This window comes from Bordetella ansorpii, assembly GCF_900078315.1.
In the GTDB taxonomy this organism is placed as follows: Bacteria; Pseudomonadota; Gammaproteobacteria; order Burkholderiales; family Burkholderiaceae_B; genus Bordetella; species Bordetella ansorpii.
The window spans coordinates 227,222-241,890 of sequence record NZ_FKBS01000017.1; the positions used below are offsets into that span (position 1 = coordinate 227,222).

Sequence of the window (14,669 nt, forward strand, 5' to 3'; positions counted from 1 at the left end):
GCTCCGGTCTGGGTCAGGTTCAGGAATAGGCCGTGGGCTCGGGCAGCACGCCGTCCAGCGCGTAGCGGCCCAGGTCGCGGATCTTGTAGGCCACCGGATCGTGCAGTGTGTGCACGCGGGCATTGCGCCAGTAGCGGTCGTAGCCGTAGCGGGCCGAGGTCGAGCGGGCGCCCGTGGTCTCGAACAGTTCGGCGCCGATCTTCAGCGCCGCGCGGTGCGCCCACACCTTGGCCTCGGCGCCGGCCACCGCGACCTCGCCGCGTTCCAGGGCGGTGACGGCCTCCCCGCGCGCCAGCGCCGCGTCCAGCCGCGTGCCGGCCACGTCGGCCAACACCTCGGCCGCGCGCACCGCCAGGCGGAACTCGCCGAAGCGCTCCTGCACGTAGGGGTCGTCGGCCTGCCGCGCCACGCCAGATGCGAACCAGGGCCGCGCCTCTTCCTGCACGAAACGCCGCGCCTCGGCCAGCGCGCCTTGCGCGATGCCCAGGTACAGGTTGGTGACGATCAGTTGCGCCACCTGCGAACGCAGCGTGGCCCGGGGTGCGGGCGTGGCGCCCGGCCGCTGGAACACCTGCACGGGGTCCAGGCGCACGTTGTCGAACCGCACGGTGCCGCTGTCGGTCTGGCGCTGGCCGAAGGCGTCCCAGTCCGCTTGCACGCCGATGCCCGGCGTATCGGTCGGCAAGGCGCCGATCAGCGCCGTGCCCGAGGGCTCGTGCCACGCCGACAACGTCAGCACGTCCGAGCCCACGGAACCCGAACTGAAGCGCTTCACGCCATTCAGGCGGAAACCCGCCCCGTCCTCGGACGCGGCCACGCGCCTGTCCAGCGGATTCAGCGCATTGCCCCAGAACTGGCGATCACGCACCGCGACGGGCAGGAAGTGCTGGTGCTGCCCAGGCTGGCCGTACAGCAGCACGCCGGCCACTTGAAGGTGATGGAATCCGAACAGATGCGCCAGGGCGCTGTCGGCCTGCGCCAGCCGGCGGATGGCCCACAGGATGAAGGACCACGGCGCCTCTTGGCCGCCATATTGCCGGGGCACGGACAGCGCCAGCAGGCCGCTGGCGCGGATCAGTTCGCGCTCGTGCACGGCATGGCCGCCCGCCTGGTCGCGTTCGACGGCCGTCTCGGCCAGTTGCCCGGCCAGCGTATCGACCAGAGCGCGCACGGTATCTTGGAAGTCCCGCATCATCGCGCCGCCGCGGCCTTGGGCACCAGCTCGGTCGCCATCACCTCGCCGAACGGACCGGTCAGCACGCCGCTGCCCGCCACCGCGCTCGCCTTGCCCGGCAGCAACGGAAACACCAATTCGGCGAACCGGTAAGACTCCTCCAGATGCGGATAGCCCGAGAAGATGAAGGTCTCGATGCCCAGGTCGGCATATTCCTGGATGCGGGCGGCCACGGTCTGCGGATCCCCCACCAGCGCGGTGCCGGCGCCACCACGCACCAGTCCCACGCCTGCCCACAGGTTGGGCGACACCTCGAGATGCGAGCGCCCGCCCTTGCCATCGTCCAGCTTGCCGCCGTGCAGCGCGGCCATGCGGCGCTGCCCTTCGGAGTCCATCCTGCCGAAGGCCGACTGGGCGGACCTCACGGTGTCTTCGTCCAGATGGCTGATCAGCTCGTCGGCCGCGGCCCAGGCCTGCGCCTGCGTTTCTCGCACGATCACGTGCAGGCGGATGCCGAAGCGCACCTTGCGTCCCAGGCGCTCGGCGCGTTGGCGCACGTCGTCGATCTTGGCGCGCACGGCGTCGGGCGGTTCGCCCCAGGTCAGGTACACGTCCAGTTGCTCGGCCGCCAGCTGATGCGCCGCTTCGGACGAGCCCCCGAAGTACAACGGCGGATACGGCTTCTGCACGGGCGGATACAGCACCTTGGCCCCCTTGGCCGTCAGTTGCTCGCCCTCCAGGCTGTAGTCGCCCGCATGATGGCTGGCTTCCAACACCCCGCGCCAGATGGTGAGGTAATCGCGCGTGATGGCATAGCGCTGGTCGTGATCGACGAAGACGCCGTCGCCCTCCAGCTCGCCCGGGTCGCCCCCCGTCACCACGTTGACCAGCAGGCGGCCTTCCGACAGGCGGTCGAACGTGGCCGCCATGCGCGCCGCCATCTGCGGCGAACTGACGCCCGGCCGCACCGCCACCAGGAACTTCAGCCTGCGCGTGGCGTCGATCAGGCTGGACGCGACCACCCAGGCGTCCTCGCAGGAGCGGCCCGTGGGCAACAGCACGCCGTCGTAGCCCAGCGTGTCGGCAGCCACCGCGATCTGCCGGAAGTAGTCATGGCTGCCCGCGCGCGCGCCGGCCGTTGTGCCCAGGTAGCGCGAATCGCCATGCGTGGGGATGAACCAGAGGATGTCCATGATGTCTCGCTTCTTGCCGTACGGGGCCGCGGCAACGCCGCCGGCCCGGGATTGAGAGGGATCAGATGCCCAGTTGTCCGCCCGCCACCAGGCGGCCCAGGTCGATGGCCTCCTGCGGCGCCTTGGCGGGCGCCAGGTGCAGAACGACGCGATCGACCGCCTCGTCCAGCCGCAGGCGCACGTCTTCGTCGATCAAGGTCTGCCCGTCCTCGGAAAAGTGCACCTGCTTGTCGGTGGCGTAGACCCCTGCCAGGATGTGCCGCGCGCCCAAGGCGGACAGCACGGGTTTCAGGCTGTACTCCAGCGCCAGCAGATGCGCGGGGCTGCCGCCCGTGGCGATGGGCAGCACGATCTTGTCGGCCAGCGACCGCTCGTCCAGCAGGTCCAGCACCGCCTTCAGGCCACCCGAGAAAGATGCCTTGTAGACCGGTGTGGAGACCAGCAGCACATCGGCGGCTTCCACCCGGCGGCGCAGATTGGCGGCGGCCAGGCTGGTGTAGCGGCCTTCGATCAGGTCTTCCGCGGGGATGTCGCGCAAGCCCGCCTCGCGGATCACCTGCCCCCGCTGGGACAGGCGCTCGGCGGCATGGCGCAGCAAGGCGGAGGAACGCGAACGGCTGGACGGGCTGCCGGCCAAAGTCAGGATGCTCATATCAGGAGACAACGTATGAATGGGATAGAAAGACCGGGCCCGCGCGTCAGAACGCGGGTACAAGCGAGCCCTTGAACTCGGTCTCGATGAACTGCCGGACCTCCGGCGATTGATACGCCGCCACCAGGCGCCTGACCCACGGCGCATCCTGGTCCGCGCGGCGCACGGCGATCAGGTTGGCGTACGGACCGGTGGGCGACTCGCGGCCGATGGCGTCCCGCGCAGGCACCAGGCCGGCCTGCGTGGCGTAGTCGTTGTTGATCGAGGCGGCGGTCAGGTCATCCAGAGAGCGCGGCAGTTGGGCCGCATCCAGCGGCACCAGCTTCAGGCGTCGCGGGTTCTCGATCACGTCCTGCGGGGTGGCGGTATTGCCGCTGACGGCCTCGGGCCGGAGCGTGATCAGCTTGTAGGCCTGCAGCAGCAGCAAGGCACGGTTGCCGTTGGAGGGATCGTTCTGCACGCCCACCGACGCCCCCTCGGGCAGGTCCTGCAGCGCCCTGATCTTGCGCGAATAGAAGCCCAGCGGCGCGGTCACCGTCAGGCCGGCGGGCACGATGTCGTAGCCGCGCGTCTTGATCTGGTTGTCCAGGAAAGGCTTGTGCTGGAAGGCATTGGCGTCCAGGTCGCCGGCGGCCAGCGCCGCGTTGGGCAACTGATAGTCGTTGAACACGACCACGTCGATCTTCAGGCCCTCGCGCTGCGCCACCCGCTTGACCACCTCGAAGATCTTCTCGCCCGAACCGACCGACACGCCGACCTTGATGACGGTCTTGTCTGCCGCGATGGCCGTTGCGGACAACACGGAAAAAACGGCCACCGCACCCACCATCCTGCGCATGAACTTATGCATCGAGAACCCTTCGTTCCTGGTATTGGATCGAAGGGATTCTGCACCGCGTCTTTCATGCCGAAAAATACTTAGTCGGCATGTCGTTATGTGCCGCGCGGCATCAGAAGACCTTGCCTTCCTCCAGGTGCTGCGTGGTGCCGTTCAGGTGGTAATCGCCCAGCACGCGCGTCTTGTGCGACAACGGATTGTGGCTGGCGATCGTGCGCAGATTGCGCCAATGGCGGTCGAAGTTGTACCGCTTCGCCGTCATCGACGCGCCGCCCGCATCGAACAGCCGCTCGCCCGCGCGCAGCGCCAACTGCGACACGATCAACTGCGTCTTGGCCGTTATCAGCGCGCTGTCAAGCACCAGCGCCTGGGCATCGGGCGCGTGGGCCGCGATCGCATCGGCGGAGCGGTCCAGCGCGCGGGCGTTCTCGCGCACCAGCGTGTCGATGGCCAGGCTCTGCGCCGACAGTTCGCCCACCACCTGCTGCACGAAGGCATCCTCGCGCGCCGTGGCGGCCGGGCTATGCTGCACGGGCCTGCCGTGCGCCAGCACGTAATCGCGCGCATCGCGGAAGATGCGCCGCACGATGCCCGCCGCGACCGCCACCAGATGCAATTGCCGCAATGCGCCGGTATGCCGGCCCAGCAGGCTGCCGGGCACGCGCGGCAGCACTTCATGGGCGTCCACGCGCACATTGTCCAGCTCCAGCGTGCCGCTGGCCGTCATGCGCTGGCCCATGCCGTCCCAATCGTCCAGCACGCGCACGCCCTCGCGCGCCACCGGGATGAAAGCCACCACGTTCTCGCCCTGCTCGTCACGCAGATTGATCCGCGCATAGTCGGCGAAGAGCGTGCCCGTGGAGTAGTACTTGCGGCCCGTGACGCGGTAGTGGTCGCCATCGCGGACCAGCACCGTCTCGATCACGCCCGGCCGCGCCGTGCCCAGTTCGGTGGCCGCGCCGCCGTAGACCGCGCCTTCCAGCACGCGCTGCACCTGCAGATCGGTATGCGCCGAGCGCGCGCCCAACAGCAGCGTCTCCGTCACGTCGAAGTGCAGCCGCAGCGCGTGCGCCACGTTGGACTCTTCGGCGGCCAGGGTGGCGATCACCTCGAACACGTCCTGCAACGAACCGCCCAGCCCACCCAGCTCCGCCGGGATGCGCAGCGCGCCCAGGCCCGAATCGCGGAACAGCACGAAGGCGAAATAAGGCAGTTCGCGCCGTGCCTCGCGCGCCACGGCCTCTTCGCCGATGCGGCGGGCCAGTTCGGGCAGTTGCGCCAGCGCGGCGTGCCGGCGGGTGTCGCCCTCGACGCCCAGAATCGTATCCATGTCCGTACGGCCTCCTTGCCGATGCGATGAAAACTGCGGGCAGTGTGGAGCATCGGCCGCGGCAGCACGACGAAGAAAAACGCGATTGCTTATGCCGCCCGGAAAGCGCGCATGAACCGTGCGCGGGCCGCGGCGATATGCCGCCGCGCGCGCCCAGGCCCTAGGGAAAAGCCCCTCGTCAAGTCCGGGCAATGCGCCGATAATACGGCCCGGTTCCGACCCGTCCCCGCCCATCATGCCGCTGCTGTCCCGCCTGCGCCTGCCTCCGTCGTCCCCCTCGCGACGCCGTCCGCCCGACCTGGTCTACGCGGCCGACGAGCGCCCCGGCACGGGCGCCCTGCTGGGCCTCGCACTGCAGCATGCGGCCACCGCGCTGGGCCTGATCGCCTATGTGCTGGCCAGCGCCCGCATCGCCGGCCTGTCCGTGCAGGACACCAGCAGCCTGGTCACGGCCACCGTGCTGGGCATGGGGCTGGCCACCTTCCTGCAGGCCTGGGGCAGCCGCACGGGCGCGGGCGCGCTGATCGTGCACATGCCCGACGCCATCATCGTGATGATCGCGGGCACGCTGCTGGTGCAGTACGGGCCGGGCGGCCTGGTGCTGGCCGGCATCGTCAACGGCCTGGTGGGCCTGTTCATCGGGCAGGTCATTCCCCGGCTGCGCGCCCTGTTCCCACCGACCGTGGCGGGGGTGGTGGTCTGCGTGACCGGCTTGTCGCTGATCGCGCCGGCCCTGCAGCACACCGCGGGGCTCCAGGGCGACGAATTCGACGGCGGCAGCCTGCTGGTGGGCGGCGTCACGCTGGCCGTCATCGTGGTGCTGTCGGTCTGGGGCACGCGCCGCATGAAGCTGTTCGCGCTGCTGGCGGGCGTGCTGGCCGGCGTGGCGCTGTCGGGCGCGCTGGGGCAGTTGCACGGCGGCGAAGAACTGGCCGCGGCCCCGCTGTTCGCGCTGCCCTCGCTGGTGACGCCGGTGTTCGGCGTGGACCCCGGCCTGCTGGTCGCCGTGGCGCTGCTGTCGGTGATGGTGCAGCTGGACACGCTGGGCACCGCAGTGCTGCTGGACAAGATGGACGACGCGGACTGGCGACGCGCCGACATGCGCATGGTGGGCCGCGGCATGCGCGCGGGTTCGCTGGCCAACATCGCCGCCGGCTTCTTCGGCGGCTATCCCAGCGTCACCTCGTCGGCCAACATCGCCCTGGCCCACATCAGCCGCTCCACCTCACGCTACGTCGGCCTGGCCGCCGGCGCCCTGCTGGCCCTGGCCGCGCTGGTGCCGAAATCCATGCTGGCGCTGACGCTGATCCCCACCCCGGTGATCGGGGCCGTCGAAATCTATGCCGCGGCCTACCTCATCGTCTCGGGCGTCGAACTGATCGCCTCGCGCGCCATCGACGCGCGCGGCACCTTCATGGTGGGCCTGTCCTTCGTGGCCGGCGTGGGCGTGATGCTGGTGCCCGGCCTGCCCGGCCACTTCCCGGCGTCGATGCGCTTCCTGGTGGAAAGCAGCGTCATCGTGTCGGGGCTGACCGCCATCGTGCTGAACCTGATGTTCCGCCTGGGCACCTCGCGCCGCGCCGAGCGCGATCTGGCCGCGCTGCCGGACGACACGGCCCGGCACGCGCCGCATCCCGCGGCGGGCGGGCTGGCCGGCGCCCTGGTCGATTTCGTCGAGACCCAGGGCGCGGCCTGGGGCGCGCGCCGGGACGTGGTGCGCCGCGCCGCGGCCGCCACGCTGGAAGCCGCCGAGGCCATTGCCGCCGCGGGCGGAGATCGTCACGTGGCGCGCATCCGCGGCAGCTTCGACGAATACAACCTGGACATCGAACTGCTGCACAGCGGCGCGCCGCTGCAACTGGCCGGCCACGCCCCTGCCCCGGCCGACCTGCTCGACCAGGACGACGACGCCTTCCAGGCCGCGCTGGACCGCGTCCTGCCCGGCGTTTCCGCCGTCCTGCTGCAACGCCTGGCCGACCGCCTGAGCGCGGGCCAGCGCAACGGACAGGCCTATTTCCGCCTGCATTTCGACCATTGAGCGCGCACCCGCAGCCCTGGGGCTTGCCGATACCACAGCGCACCTAGTAGAATCCCTAAGCCCATTTACCGGGCAGGTGCGCTGATTTCTTCAGGCTCCGCGCCGATTTCCTCAATTTTCACCAGGAGGCGTTTCATGCTCATCGTACGACCCGCCTCCCCACATCCCATGCCGCGGCGCTAGGTCCGACCCTACCCGGTCTTCCCCCTCCCGCCCCGCAGTCCGGGCTGCCGCGATCCACCGCGCCAGCCCATGCAATTCCAGCCTGTTTGCCCACGCCGCCCACGCGGCCGTGTTCGTTTTTTCGCTCAAGGGAACCCCAATGGCGCACAACGCCGGCCGGGGCGCAGTCATGACTCGCAAAAAACTCGATTTCCGCGGACAAGTCTTCAAGGACGTCCTTGGTTTTACCTTCCGCCACTGGCTGCGGCAGCCGCTGCGCATCGCCGCCATTGCCTCGCTGATGCTGCTGGCGGCCTTGTCCGACGTGATGACGCCGTTGTATGCCGGCCGCCTGATCGATGCGCTGGCCTCGGGCGCCAGCGGCGAAACGGTCGCCTGGAACGCCGCCATCGCCGCGTTCTGGGCGCTGACGGCGCTCGGCCTGGCCGGCACCGTGCTGCGCCAGTTCGTCTACATGAACATCATCAGCCTGACGCTGCGCATGATGAGCGACATCGCGCGCAACGCCTTCCACAAGGTGCAGCGTTTCTCCACCGACTGGCACGCCAACAGCTTCGCCGGATCGACCGTGCGCAAGATCACGCGCGGCATGTGGGCGCTGGACCTGCTCAACGACACGCTGCTGGTGGCGCTGCTGCCCTCGGTCGCCATGCTGGTCGGCGCCACCGTGCTGCTGGGCTGGCACTGGCCGGTGATGGGCCTGGTGGTGGGCATCGGTTCCGTGCTGTACATCGGCATCACCTGCGCGGTGTCGCTGGGCTTCGTCGCGCCGTCGGCGCGCCTGGCCAATGCCTGGGACACCCGCATGGGCGGCGCGCTGGCCGACGCCATCAGCTGCAATCCCGTGGTCAAGGCCTTCGGCGCCGAACAGCGCGAGGAAGAACGGCTGGACCGCGTCATCGGCAAATGGCGCAGCCGCACGCGCCGCACCTGGCGGCGCGGCACGTTGAACGGCGGCCTGCAAGGCCTGATGCTGACCGCCATGCAGGTCGCCATCCTGGGCGTGGCGCTGCTGCTGTGGGTCCGCAAGGAAGCCACGGTCGGCGACATCACCTTCGCGCTCACCATGTTTTTCATCCTCGAAGGCTATCTGCGCGAAGTCGGCATGCACATCCGCAACCTGCAGCGCTCGGTCAACGACATGGAGGAACTGGTGTCGCTGGACGCCCAGCCCCTGGGGATCGAGGATGCGCCCGGCGCGCCCGCCATCCGCATCGGGCAAGGCGAGATCCGCTTCGACCACGTCACGTTCCGCTACGGCAATCATGCGCGGCCGCTGTACGACGACTTCTCGATCCGCATCGCGCCGGGCGAGCGCGTGGGCCTGGTGGGCCATTCGGGTTCGGGAAAGACGACCTTCATCAAGCTGATCCAGCGCCTGTACGACATCAATGGCGGCGCCATCACCATCGACGGCCAGGACATCGCGCGCGTGCGCCAGGAGTCGCTGCGCAGCCAGATCGCCATCGTGCAGCAGGAGCCGGTGCTGTTCCATCGCACGCTGGCCGACAACATTGCCTATGCCCGGCCCGGCGCCTCGCGCGCCGAGATCGAAGCGGCGGCGCGGCTGGCCAGCGCCCACGAGTTCATCGAGGCGCTGCCCAAGGGCTACGACACACTGGTGGGAGAGCGCGGCATCAAGCTGTCGGGCGGCGAACGCCAACGCGTGGCGATCGCGCGCGCCTTCCTGGCCGACGCGCCCATCCTGATCCTGGACGAGGCGACCTCCAGCCTGGACAGCGAAAGCGAGGTGCTGATTCAGCAAGCCATGGAGCGGCTGATGGTCGGCCGGACCACGCTGGTCGTGGCGCACCGCCTTTCCACCGTGCGCGCGCTGGACAGGCTCTTGGTGCTGGACCACGGGGAAGTCGTCGAGGAAGGCAGCCACGAATCGCTGATCCGGCTGCCCGATGGCCTGTACCGCCGCCTGTTCGAGCGCCAGGCGCTCGAACTGACGCGCGGCCTGACGCTGGACGACGGCGCGCAGCCGGTCCCTGCCCGCGCCGAGGCCGATTACGAGGACGATACGCCGGGCCTGCCTGCGTGACGGGCGGGCGGCCTGCGCCGCGCCGAGCCGGCCCGCATGCGGGCCGGCCGACGGAAAGTCTGCGGCGCGCCACGGCTACTTGGCGCTGTCACCGACCTTCTTCTGCAGTTCACGGCCCATGTTCAGGTGCTCCTGCAGGGCCGGCAGCGTCTTGGCCGCGAAGGCCTTCACGTCGGCATCCTTGGCTTCCTTCGAGGCCTTGGTGAACAGCTCGACAGCGTCCTCGTGCGCCGACACGCCGATCGAATCGGCATAGGCCTTGTCGAAACTTTCGTCACGCACGTCCAGCGTCTTCAATTTGGCCCTCTGCATCATCGAAGGCTCCGTGGGCGGCGTGTAGCCCTTGCTCTTGGCCAGCGCATCCAGTTCCTGCCCCACCTTGCCGTGATCGGCGATCATTTTCTCGGCGAATGCCTTCACGTCCGCCGACTTGGCCTTGGTGGCGGCCAGCTTGCTGCCTTCGACTTCCAGGTGGCCGGCCTGCGCGGCGTTTTCCAGGAAGTCGCGGTCCGCGCTGTCGAGCTTCTGCGTGCCCGCGGGGCTTTCGGCGGGCGCGGGCGTGGTGGGCGCCTTCTGTGCGAAAGCGGGTTGCGCCAGGGCCAGGGTCGTGCCCGCCAGGATGCTCATCGCCAGGGTTTGCATTTTCATCGTATTTCCTCCGAAAGGTCTGCCGGAACACCATCGGGGCCGTCGGGCCACCGCAGCCGGTGATGGATTCCTAGCAACTGCCGTGCCCAGCCCCTGCGGCGCAAGCCGCCCGCGCAAGGCATGTTTTTTTGCCGCCGGGCCGCCCCAAGGCAAAAAAGCCCCCTTGGGGGGCAGCAAGCCGAAGGCGCGGCGTGGGGGCTTTTTTTGCACGCCGCGGCAGCGCGTGGCATCCTGTCGCCCTGCCCATCCCCGCCGGCCGCCGCGCGCCGGCCCTGCACCGGAGTGTTCGCTCATGCTGTCGCGCCTGGCCAAGGAAGAAACCCTGCTGTGGATCGCGGCGCTCTGCGCGGGCCTGGCCTATCTGTTCGAAGGACGAATGGTGCATGGCGGCACGGCGACGGCCGCGTTGGCCACCGTCCTGCTGGTCGCCGCCATCATCTGCGCCTCGCTGCGGGTGGCCGCGCACGCCGAGCACATCGCCCAACGCGTGGGAGATCCCTACGGCACCATGGTGCTGACGCTGTCGGCCGTGCTGGTCGAAGTGGTGGTGCTGGGCATCGTCATGTCCAGCCAGAATTCGCCCACGCTGGTGCGCGACACGATCTACGCCGCCGTCATGCTGGACATCAACGGCATCCTGGGCCTGGCCGCGCTGATGGGCGGCATCAAGTACGGCGAGCAGTCGCACAACGACGATTCCGGCCGCACCTACGGCGTGATGATCCTGACCGCCGTCACCGTCTCCATGGTCGTGCCCGAGTTCATTCCCGAGCATGCCTGGCACGTGTACTCCCTCTTCACCATCGTGGCGATGGTGACGCTGTATGCCGTCTTCCTGCGCATGCAGACCGGGCCACACAGCTATTTCTTCAGCTACAGCTATCCCGACAAGCCCCGTCGGCGCGCCAGGCCCGCCGCGGGCGGCGCGATCGATGCGCCCCAGCCGCCGCTGCCCGTGCGCGCCTCGGCGGCCATCCTGGCGGCGGGCCTGCTGGTGATCGGCGCGCTGTCGGAAGTGATGGCGCAGACGCTGGGCGCCACCCTGCAAGGCATCACCGCCCCGCCCGCCTTGCCCGCGTTGGTGGTGGCGGTCATCTCGGCCAGCCCCGAGATCCTGACCGCGCTGCGCGCCGCCCTGGCCAACCGCATGCAGTCGGTGGTCAACATCGCCATGGGGGCCTCGCTGGCGACGGTCATCCTGACCGTGCCGTTGATGGAAGCGCTGGCCCTCTACAACGGACAGCCGTTCCAGATGGCCATGTCGCCCCTGCAGACGGTCATGATGCTGGTCACCCTGATCGTGGCCGCCATCAACCTGAACGACGGCCAGACCAACGCCATCGAGGGCATGACCCATTTCATCCTGTTCGCCACCTTCGTCGTGCTGGCGCTGATGGGGCTCTAGGGCTTGACCGCCCCCGCCAGAGGGGGAAAATCAGCGGGAAAACTCCTTTCTCATTCCCGAGGCCTCGATGAATGGACAGCACCGATTCGCTCGCGGAACCGGCGGCGCGGCCCCGGATACGGCGTCACGGCCCCCCGGCAGTTGGCTACGCCTCGGGCGATTCATCATGAAGCACCGCGTCAGCCTGGCGGACCTGGGTGTGCTGGCGATGGTGATCGTGGTGCTCGGCTACTTCTGCTACGAATTCGACCTGTTCCTGGCCGAGGCGCGCACCGATCCGGCGGAACAGGTCGTCGAGCTGGACGAGGCGGTGCTGGTCGGCGGCATGCTGATGCTGGGCCTGCTGCTGTTCTCGCTGCGCCGCTACTACGAGCAGAAGCGCGAGATCGCGCGGCGCCAGCACGCCGAGCGCCAGGCCCGCGAACTGGCCTACCAGGATCCCCTGACCGGTCTGCCCAACCGCCGCCTGTTCGAGGAGGCGCTGCGCGTGGCGGTCGCCTCGCCGCCGTCGGCCGGCGCGGTGCACGCCATCCTGCTGCTGGATCTCAACGGTTTCAAACAGGTCAACGACGTGCGCGGCCACGACGTGGGCGATGCGGTGCTGGTCGTGGTGGCGCAGCGCCTGCTCGGCGCGGTGCGCGCGGACGAGATGGTGGCGCGGCTGGGCGGCGACGAGTTCGTCATCCTGGCCCAGCACCTGACCGGGCCGGACTCGGCCTCGGGCATCGCGCTGCGCGTGATCCACGGGCTGGCCGAACCGCTGGTGGCGGGCGGCAGCACGCACAGCATCGGCGTGGGCATCGGCATCACCCTGCTGCCCGGCAATGCCGCCACCGCCGAAGAGGCCGTGCGCAAGGCCGACGTGGCGCTGTATCGCGCCAAGGCCGAACGGCGCTCGGCGTTCCGCTTCTTCGAGGAAGAGATGGACCGGCTGGTGCAGGAGCGCGCGCAACTGGAACGCCTGCTCAAGGACGCCATCCTGGACGGCCGGGTGCAGCCGCGTTTCATTCCCGCCCACGACCTGCAAAGCGGCCGGATCGTGGGTTTCGAGGCCACGCCCTGCTGGATCGCGGAGGACGGCGAGGAACTGCCGCCCGAGCGCTTCCTGCCCATCGCCGAGGAAACCGGCCTGGTCCACCTGCTGGCCGAACGGCTGCTGGAGCAGGCCTGCGAAGTGGCGCTGCAATGGCCTGGCGATGTCACGCTGGCCATCAACATCCTGCCGGGCCAGTTGAAAGACCTGCAACTGGCCGATGGCATCCTGCAGCGCCTGCGCCACGCCGACCTGCCGCCTTCGCGGCTGCAGGTCGATATTGCCGAGAACATGATCGTGCAGGATCCGGGGGCCGCGCGCAACCTGATCGACCCGCTGCGGCAGGCCGGGGTCCGCATCGCGCTGGACCACTTCGGCACGGGCTATTCCAACCTGTACCACATGCGCGAATTCCGCTTCGACAAGGTCAAGATCGACCGCCGCCTGGTCGAACACATGGATGACGAGTCCAATGCCCGCCTGGTGCGCGCGCTGGTCGGCCTGGGCCAGGGCCTGGGCACGGTGGTCTGCGCGGACGGTGTCGGCGCCGCCGCGCCCGACCTGCTGGATTCCGGCGTGCAGGAAGGCCAGGCCGGCGGCCTGTCCGTCAATGCCGGACGCACGCTGGACTATTTCCGGGCCGCCTGAGGCAGACGGTGCTTTCATGGCGGGTTCAGCGCCACGCGTTATCCTGAAAAAGGATCCCCGCGCCGCGCCGGCCGGCTGCGCCTTGCCATCACGAACGGCGCGGCGCGGCGCGCGTCTTCCTTCCTCCCCTCTTCATCCGTCAGGAGTACACGCATGCAGAAGCGCCCCTTGGGAAAGACCGGCCTGGACATCGCCCCGCTGGTATTCGGCGGCAACGTCTTCGGCTGGACCATCGACGAAGCCGCCAGCTTCGATGTGCTGGACGCCTTCGTCGACCATGGGTTCAACGCCATCGACACCGCCGACGTCTATTCGCGCTGGGCCCCCGGCAACCAGGGCGGCGAATCGGAAACCATCATCGGCAGATGGCTGAAGGCGCGCCCAGGCATGCGCGACCGCGTCGTCATTTTCACCAAGGTAGGCGCCGACATGGGCCAGCCCGGCCACAAAGGCCTGAAGGCCGGGTGGATCGAACGCGCCGTGGAAGACTCGCTGGCGCGCCTGGGCATCGAGACCATCGACCTGTACTTCTCGCACTGGCCCGATCCCGGCACCCCTCACGAAGAAACCCTGGGCGCCTACGACAAACTGCTGCGCGCGGGCAAGATCCGCGCCATCGGCACGTCCAACTACGATGCCGGACTGCTGTTCAGCGCCCAGGAGACCGCGCGCCAGCACGGCCTGCCCGCCTACCAGGTGCTGCAGCCCGAGTACAACCTGTACGACCGCGCCTCGTTCGACGGCGCGCTGCGCGACCTGTGCATCCGCGAGGGCCTGGGCGTGGTCACCTACTACAGCCTGGCCTCGGGCTTCCTGTCGGGCAAATACCGCGGCAAGGAAGACCTGTCGCAAAGCGCGCGCGGCGCCGGCATCGAGAAGAAGTACCTCAACCCGCGCGGCATGGCGGTCCTGGACGCGCTGCAACAGGTAGCATCGGGCCAGAACGCCAAGCCGGCCGAAGTGGCGCTGGCCTGGCTGATGGCCCGCGAAGGCGTCACCGCCCCGATCGCCAGCGCCACGCGCCGCGACCAGGTCGAGAGCTTCGCCCGCGCCGCCGCGCTGACGCTGTCGCCCGCCGACATGGCCGCGCTGGAAAAGGCCAGCGCCCCGGCCTGATGCGAAGACGGCACTTTGACCGCTGATCGCAAGGGGCCACAATGAGGGCATTGCGCCGCTACGTCAGGAGACTGGCATGACCGCTCGCGTATCCGCTTTCTGCGCCCTGGCGCTATCCGCCTTGCTGGCCGGCTGTGCCGGCCAGGACTTCTCCCACCCTGGCCCGCCGCATCCCGGCGCGGCCAATCCCTACAGCAACGGCGGCTTCAGCGATCCCGGCCCCAATTACCCGGCCACCGGCCACTGATCCGCTTCGTCGCCACGCGGCACGATAATTGCTGGAGCCTCCGGCATCCGACGGACATGATGCCGAGCCAGGGCGGGATGGCGCTCGTCGCGCCTGCTGCCGTGCCCGACGCGACGT

Annotated in this window: 12 protein-coding genes; 6 read left to right on the forward strand and 6 right to left on the reverse strand. The window is 69.1% G+C overall.

The genetic code is table 11. The features are described from left to right. Positions 1 to 19 precede the first annotated feature (19 nt). The 5 genes from A7W11_RS16050 to A7W11_RS16070 all read right to left on the reverse strand — a co-directional run bounded on the left by A7W11_RS16050 (position 20) and on the right by A7W11_RS16070 (position 5,187). Positions 20 to 1,195 carry an acyl-CoA dehydrogenase family protein gene (locus A7W11_RS16050; protein WP_066415076.1) on the reverse strand — a complete coding sequence of 392 codons (1,176 nt, stop codon included), beginning with the start codon at positions 1,193 to 1,195 and terminating at the stop codon, positions 20 to 22. Then, the gene (ssuD, locus tag A7W11_RS16055) at positions 1,192 to 2,367 is read right to left on the reverse strand and encodes an FMNH2-dependent alkanesulfonate monooxygenase (RefSeq protein WP_066415078.1); all 1,176 of its coding nucleotides are present in this window, start codon (positions 2,365 to 2,367) and stop codon (positions 1,192 to 1,194) included. Before ssuD ends, A7W11_RS16050 begins: the two co-directional genes overlap by 4 nt. A 61-nt stretch (positions 2,368 to 2,428) precedes the next feature. Next, on the reverse strand, positions 2,429 to 3,019 hold the full coding sequence (ssuE, locus tag A7W11_RS16060) for an NADPH-dependent FMN reductase (RefSeq protein ID WP_066415080.1): 591 nt from the start codon (positions 3,017 to 3,019) through the stop codon (positions 2,429 to 2,431). Between the two features lie 46 nt (positions 3,020 to 3,065). Further along, positions 3,066 to 3,869: a MetQ/NlpA family ABC transporter substrate-binding protein gene (locus tag A7W11_RS16065; RefSeq protein ID WP_066415081.1), complete on the reverse strand. Its 804-nt coding sequence runs from the start codon at positions 3,867 to 3,869 to the stop codon at positions 3,066 to 3,068. A 100-nt stretch (positions 3,870 to 3,969) separates the two neighbouring features. Continuing rightward, positions 3,970 to 5,187: an acyl-CoA dehydrogenase family protein gene (locus tag A7W11_RS16070; RefSeq protein ID WP_066415082.1), complete on the reverse strand. Its 1,218-nt coding sequence runs from the start codon at positions 5,185 to 5,187 to the stop codon at positions 3,970 to 3,972. Positions 5,188 to 5,422: 235 nt separating this feature from the next. Here A7W11_RS16070 and A7W11_RS16075 point away from each other — a divergent pair, with 235 nt between their 5' ends. Together A7W11_RS16075 and A7W11_RS16080 are read left to right on the forward strand one after the other, a co-directional pair. Further along, on the forward strand, positions 5,423 to 7,225 hold the full coding sequence (locus A7W11_RS16075) for a uracil-xanthine permease family protein (protein ID WP_066415084.1): 1,803 nt from the start codon (positions 5,423 to 5,425) through the stop codon (positions 7,223 to 7,225). Between the two features lie 352 nt (positions 7,226 to 7,577). Then, complete coding sequence (locus A7W11_RS16080) at positions 7,578 to 9,455, forward strand: ABC transporter ATP-binding protein (RefSeq protein ID WP_066416104.1); 1,878 nt, start codon at positions 7,578 to 7,580, stop codon at positions 9,453 to 9,455. A 75-nt stretch (positions 9,456 to 9,530) separates the two neighbouring features. Here the strand turns inward: A7W11_RS16080 and A7W11_RS16085 are convergent, their stop codons facing one another. Further along, entirely contained in the window at positions 9,531 to 10,103 is a 573-nt protein-coding gene (locus tag A7W11_RS16085) for a DUF4142 domain-containing protein (RefSeq protein WP_066415088.1), read from the reverse strand. 292 nt (positions 10,104 to 10,395) lie between these two features. Here A7W11_RS16085 and A7W11_RS16090 point away from each other — a divergent pair, with 292 nt between their 5' ends. The 4 genes from A7W11_RS16090 (at position 10,396) to A7W11_RS28360 (ending at position 14,552) form a co-directional block, all read left to right on the forward strand. After that, complete coding sequence (locus tag A7W11_RS16090; RefSeq protein ID WP_066415091.1) at positions 10,396 to 11,508, forward strand: calcium:cation antiporter; 1,113 nt, start codon at positions 10,396 to 10,398, stop codon at positions 11,506 to 11,508. A gap of 166 nt (positions 11,509 to 11,674) precedes the next feature. Next, the gene (locus A7W11_RS16095; RefSeq protein ID WP_066415100.1) at positions 11,675 to 13,189 is read left to right on the forward strand and encodes a putative bifunctional diguanylate cyclase/phosphodiesterase; all 1,515 of its coding nucleotides are present in this window, start codon (positions 11,675 to 11,677) and stop codon (positions 13,187 to 13,189) included. Between the two features lie 153 nt (positions 13,190 to 13,342). Beyond that, positions 13,343 to 14,305, forward strand: a complete 963-nt coding sequence (locus tag A7W11_RS16100) for an aldo/keto reductase (protein ID WP_066415103.1) — start codon at positions 13,343 to 13,345, stop codon at positions 14,303 to 14,305. Between the two features lie 76 nt (positions 14,306 to 14,381). Continuing rightward, on the forward strand, positions 14,382 to 14,552 hold the full coding sequence (locus tag A7W11_RS28360; RefSeq protein ID WP_173678824.1) for a hypothetical protein: 171 nt from the start codon (positions 14,382 to 14,384) through the stop codon (positions 14,550 to 14,552). Positions 14,553 to 14,669: the final 117 nt, after the last annotated feature.

What these genes read in the sequence shown, in the direction of transcription:
- ssuD (WP_066415078.1), bottom strand. Translation starts at nt 2,367, where the DNA reads ATGGACATCCTCTGGTTCATCCCCACGCATGGCGATTCGCGCTACCTG.
- A7W11_RS16100 (WP_066415103.1), top strand. Translation starts at nt 13,343, where the DNA reads ATGCAGAAGCGCCCCTTGGGAAAGACCGGCCTGGACATCGCCCCGCTG.
- A7W11_RS16095 (WP_066415100.1), top strand. Translation starts at nt 11,675, where the DNA reads ATGAAGCACCGCGTCAGCCTGGCGGACCTGGGTGTGCTGGCGATGGTG.
- A7W11_RS16080 (WP_066416104.1), top strand. Translation starts at nt 7,578, where the DNA reads ATGACTCGCAAAAAACTCGATTTCCGCGGACAAGTCTTCAAGGACGTC.
- ssuE (WP_066415080.1), bottom strand. Translation starts at nt 3,019, where the DNA reads ATGAGCATCCTGACTTTGGCCGGCAGCCCGTCCAGCCGTTCGCGTTCC.
- A7W11_RS16075 (WP_066415084.1), top strand. Translation starts at nt 5,423, where the DNA reads ATGCCGCTGCTGTCCCGCCTGCGCCTGCCTCCGTCGTCCCCCTCGCGA.
- A7W11_RS16090 (WP_066415091.1), top strand. Translation starts at nt 10,396, where the DNA reads ATGCTGTCGCGCCTGGCCAAGGAAGAAACCCTGCTGTGGATCGCGGCG.
- A7W11_RS16070 (WP_066415082.1), bottom strand. Translation starts at nt 5,187, where the DNA reads ATGGATACGATTCTGGGCGTCGAGGGCGACACCCGCCGGCACGCCGCG.
- A7W11_RS28360 (WP_173678824.1), top strand. Translation starts at nt 14,382, where the DNA reads ATGACCGCTCGCGTATCCGCTTTCTGCGCCCTGGCGCTATCCGCCTTG.
- A7W11_RS16050 (WP_066415076.1), bottom strand. Translation starts at nt 1,195, where the DNA reads ATGATGCGGGACTTCCAAGATACCGTGCGCGCTCTGGTCGATACGCTG.
- A7W11_RS16085 (WP_066415088.1), bottom strand. Translation starts at nt 10,103, where the DNA reads ATGAAAATGCAAACCCTGGCGATGAGCATCCTGGCGGGCACGACCCTG.
- A7W11_RS16065 (WP_066415081.1), bottom strand. Translation starts at nt 3,869, where the DNA reads ATGCATAAGTTCATGCGCAGGATGGTGGGTGCGGTGGCCGTTTTTTCC.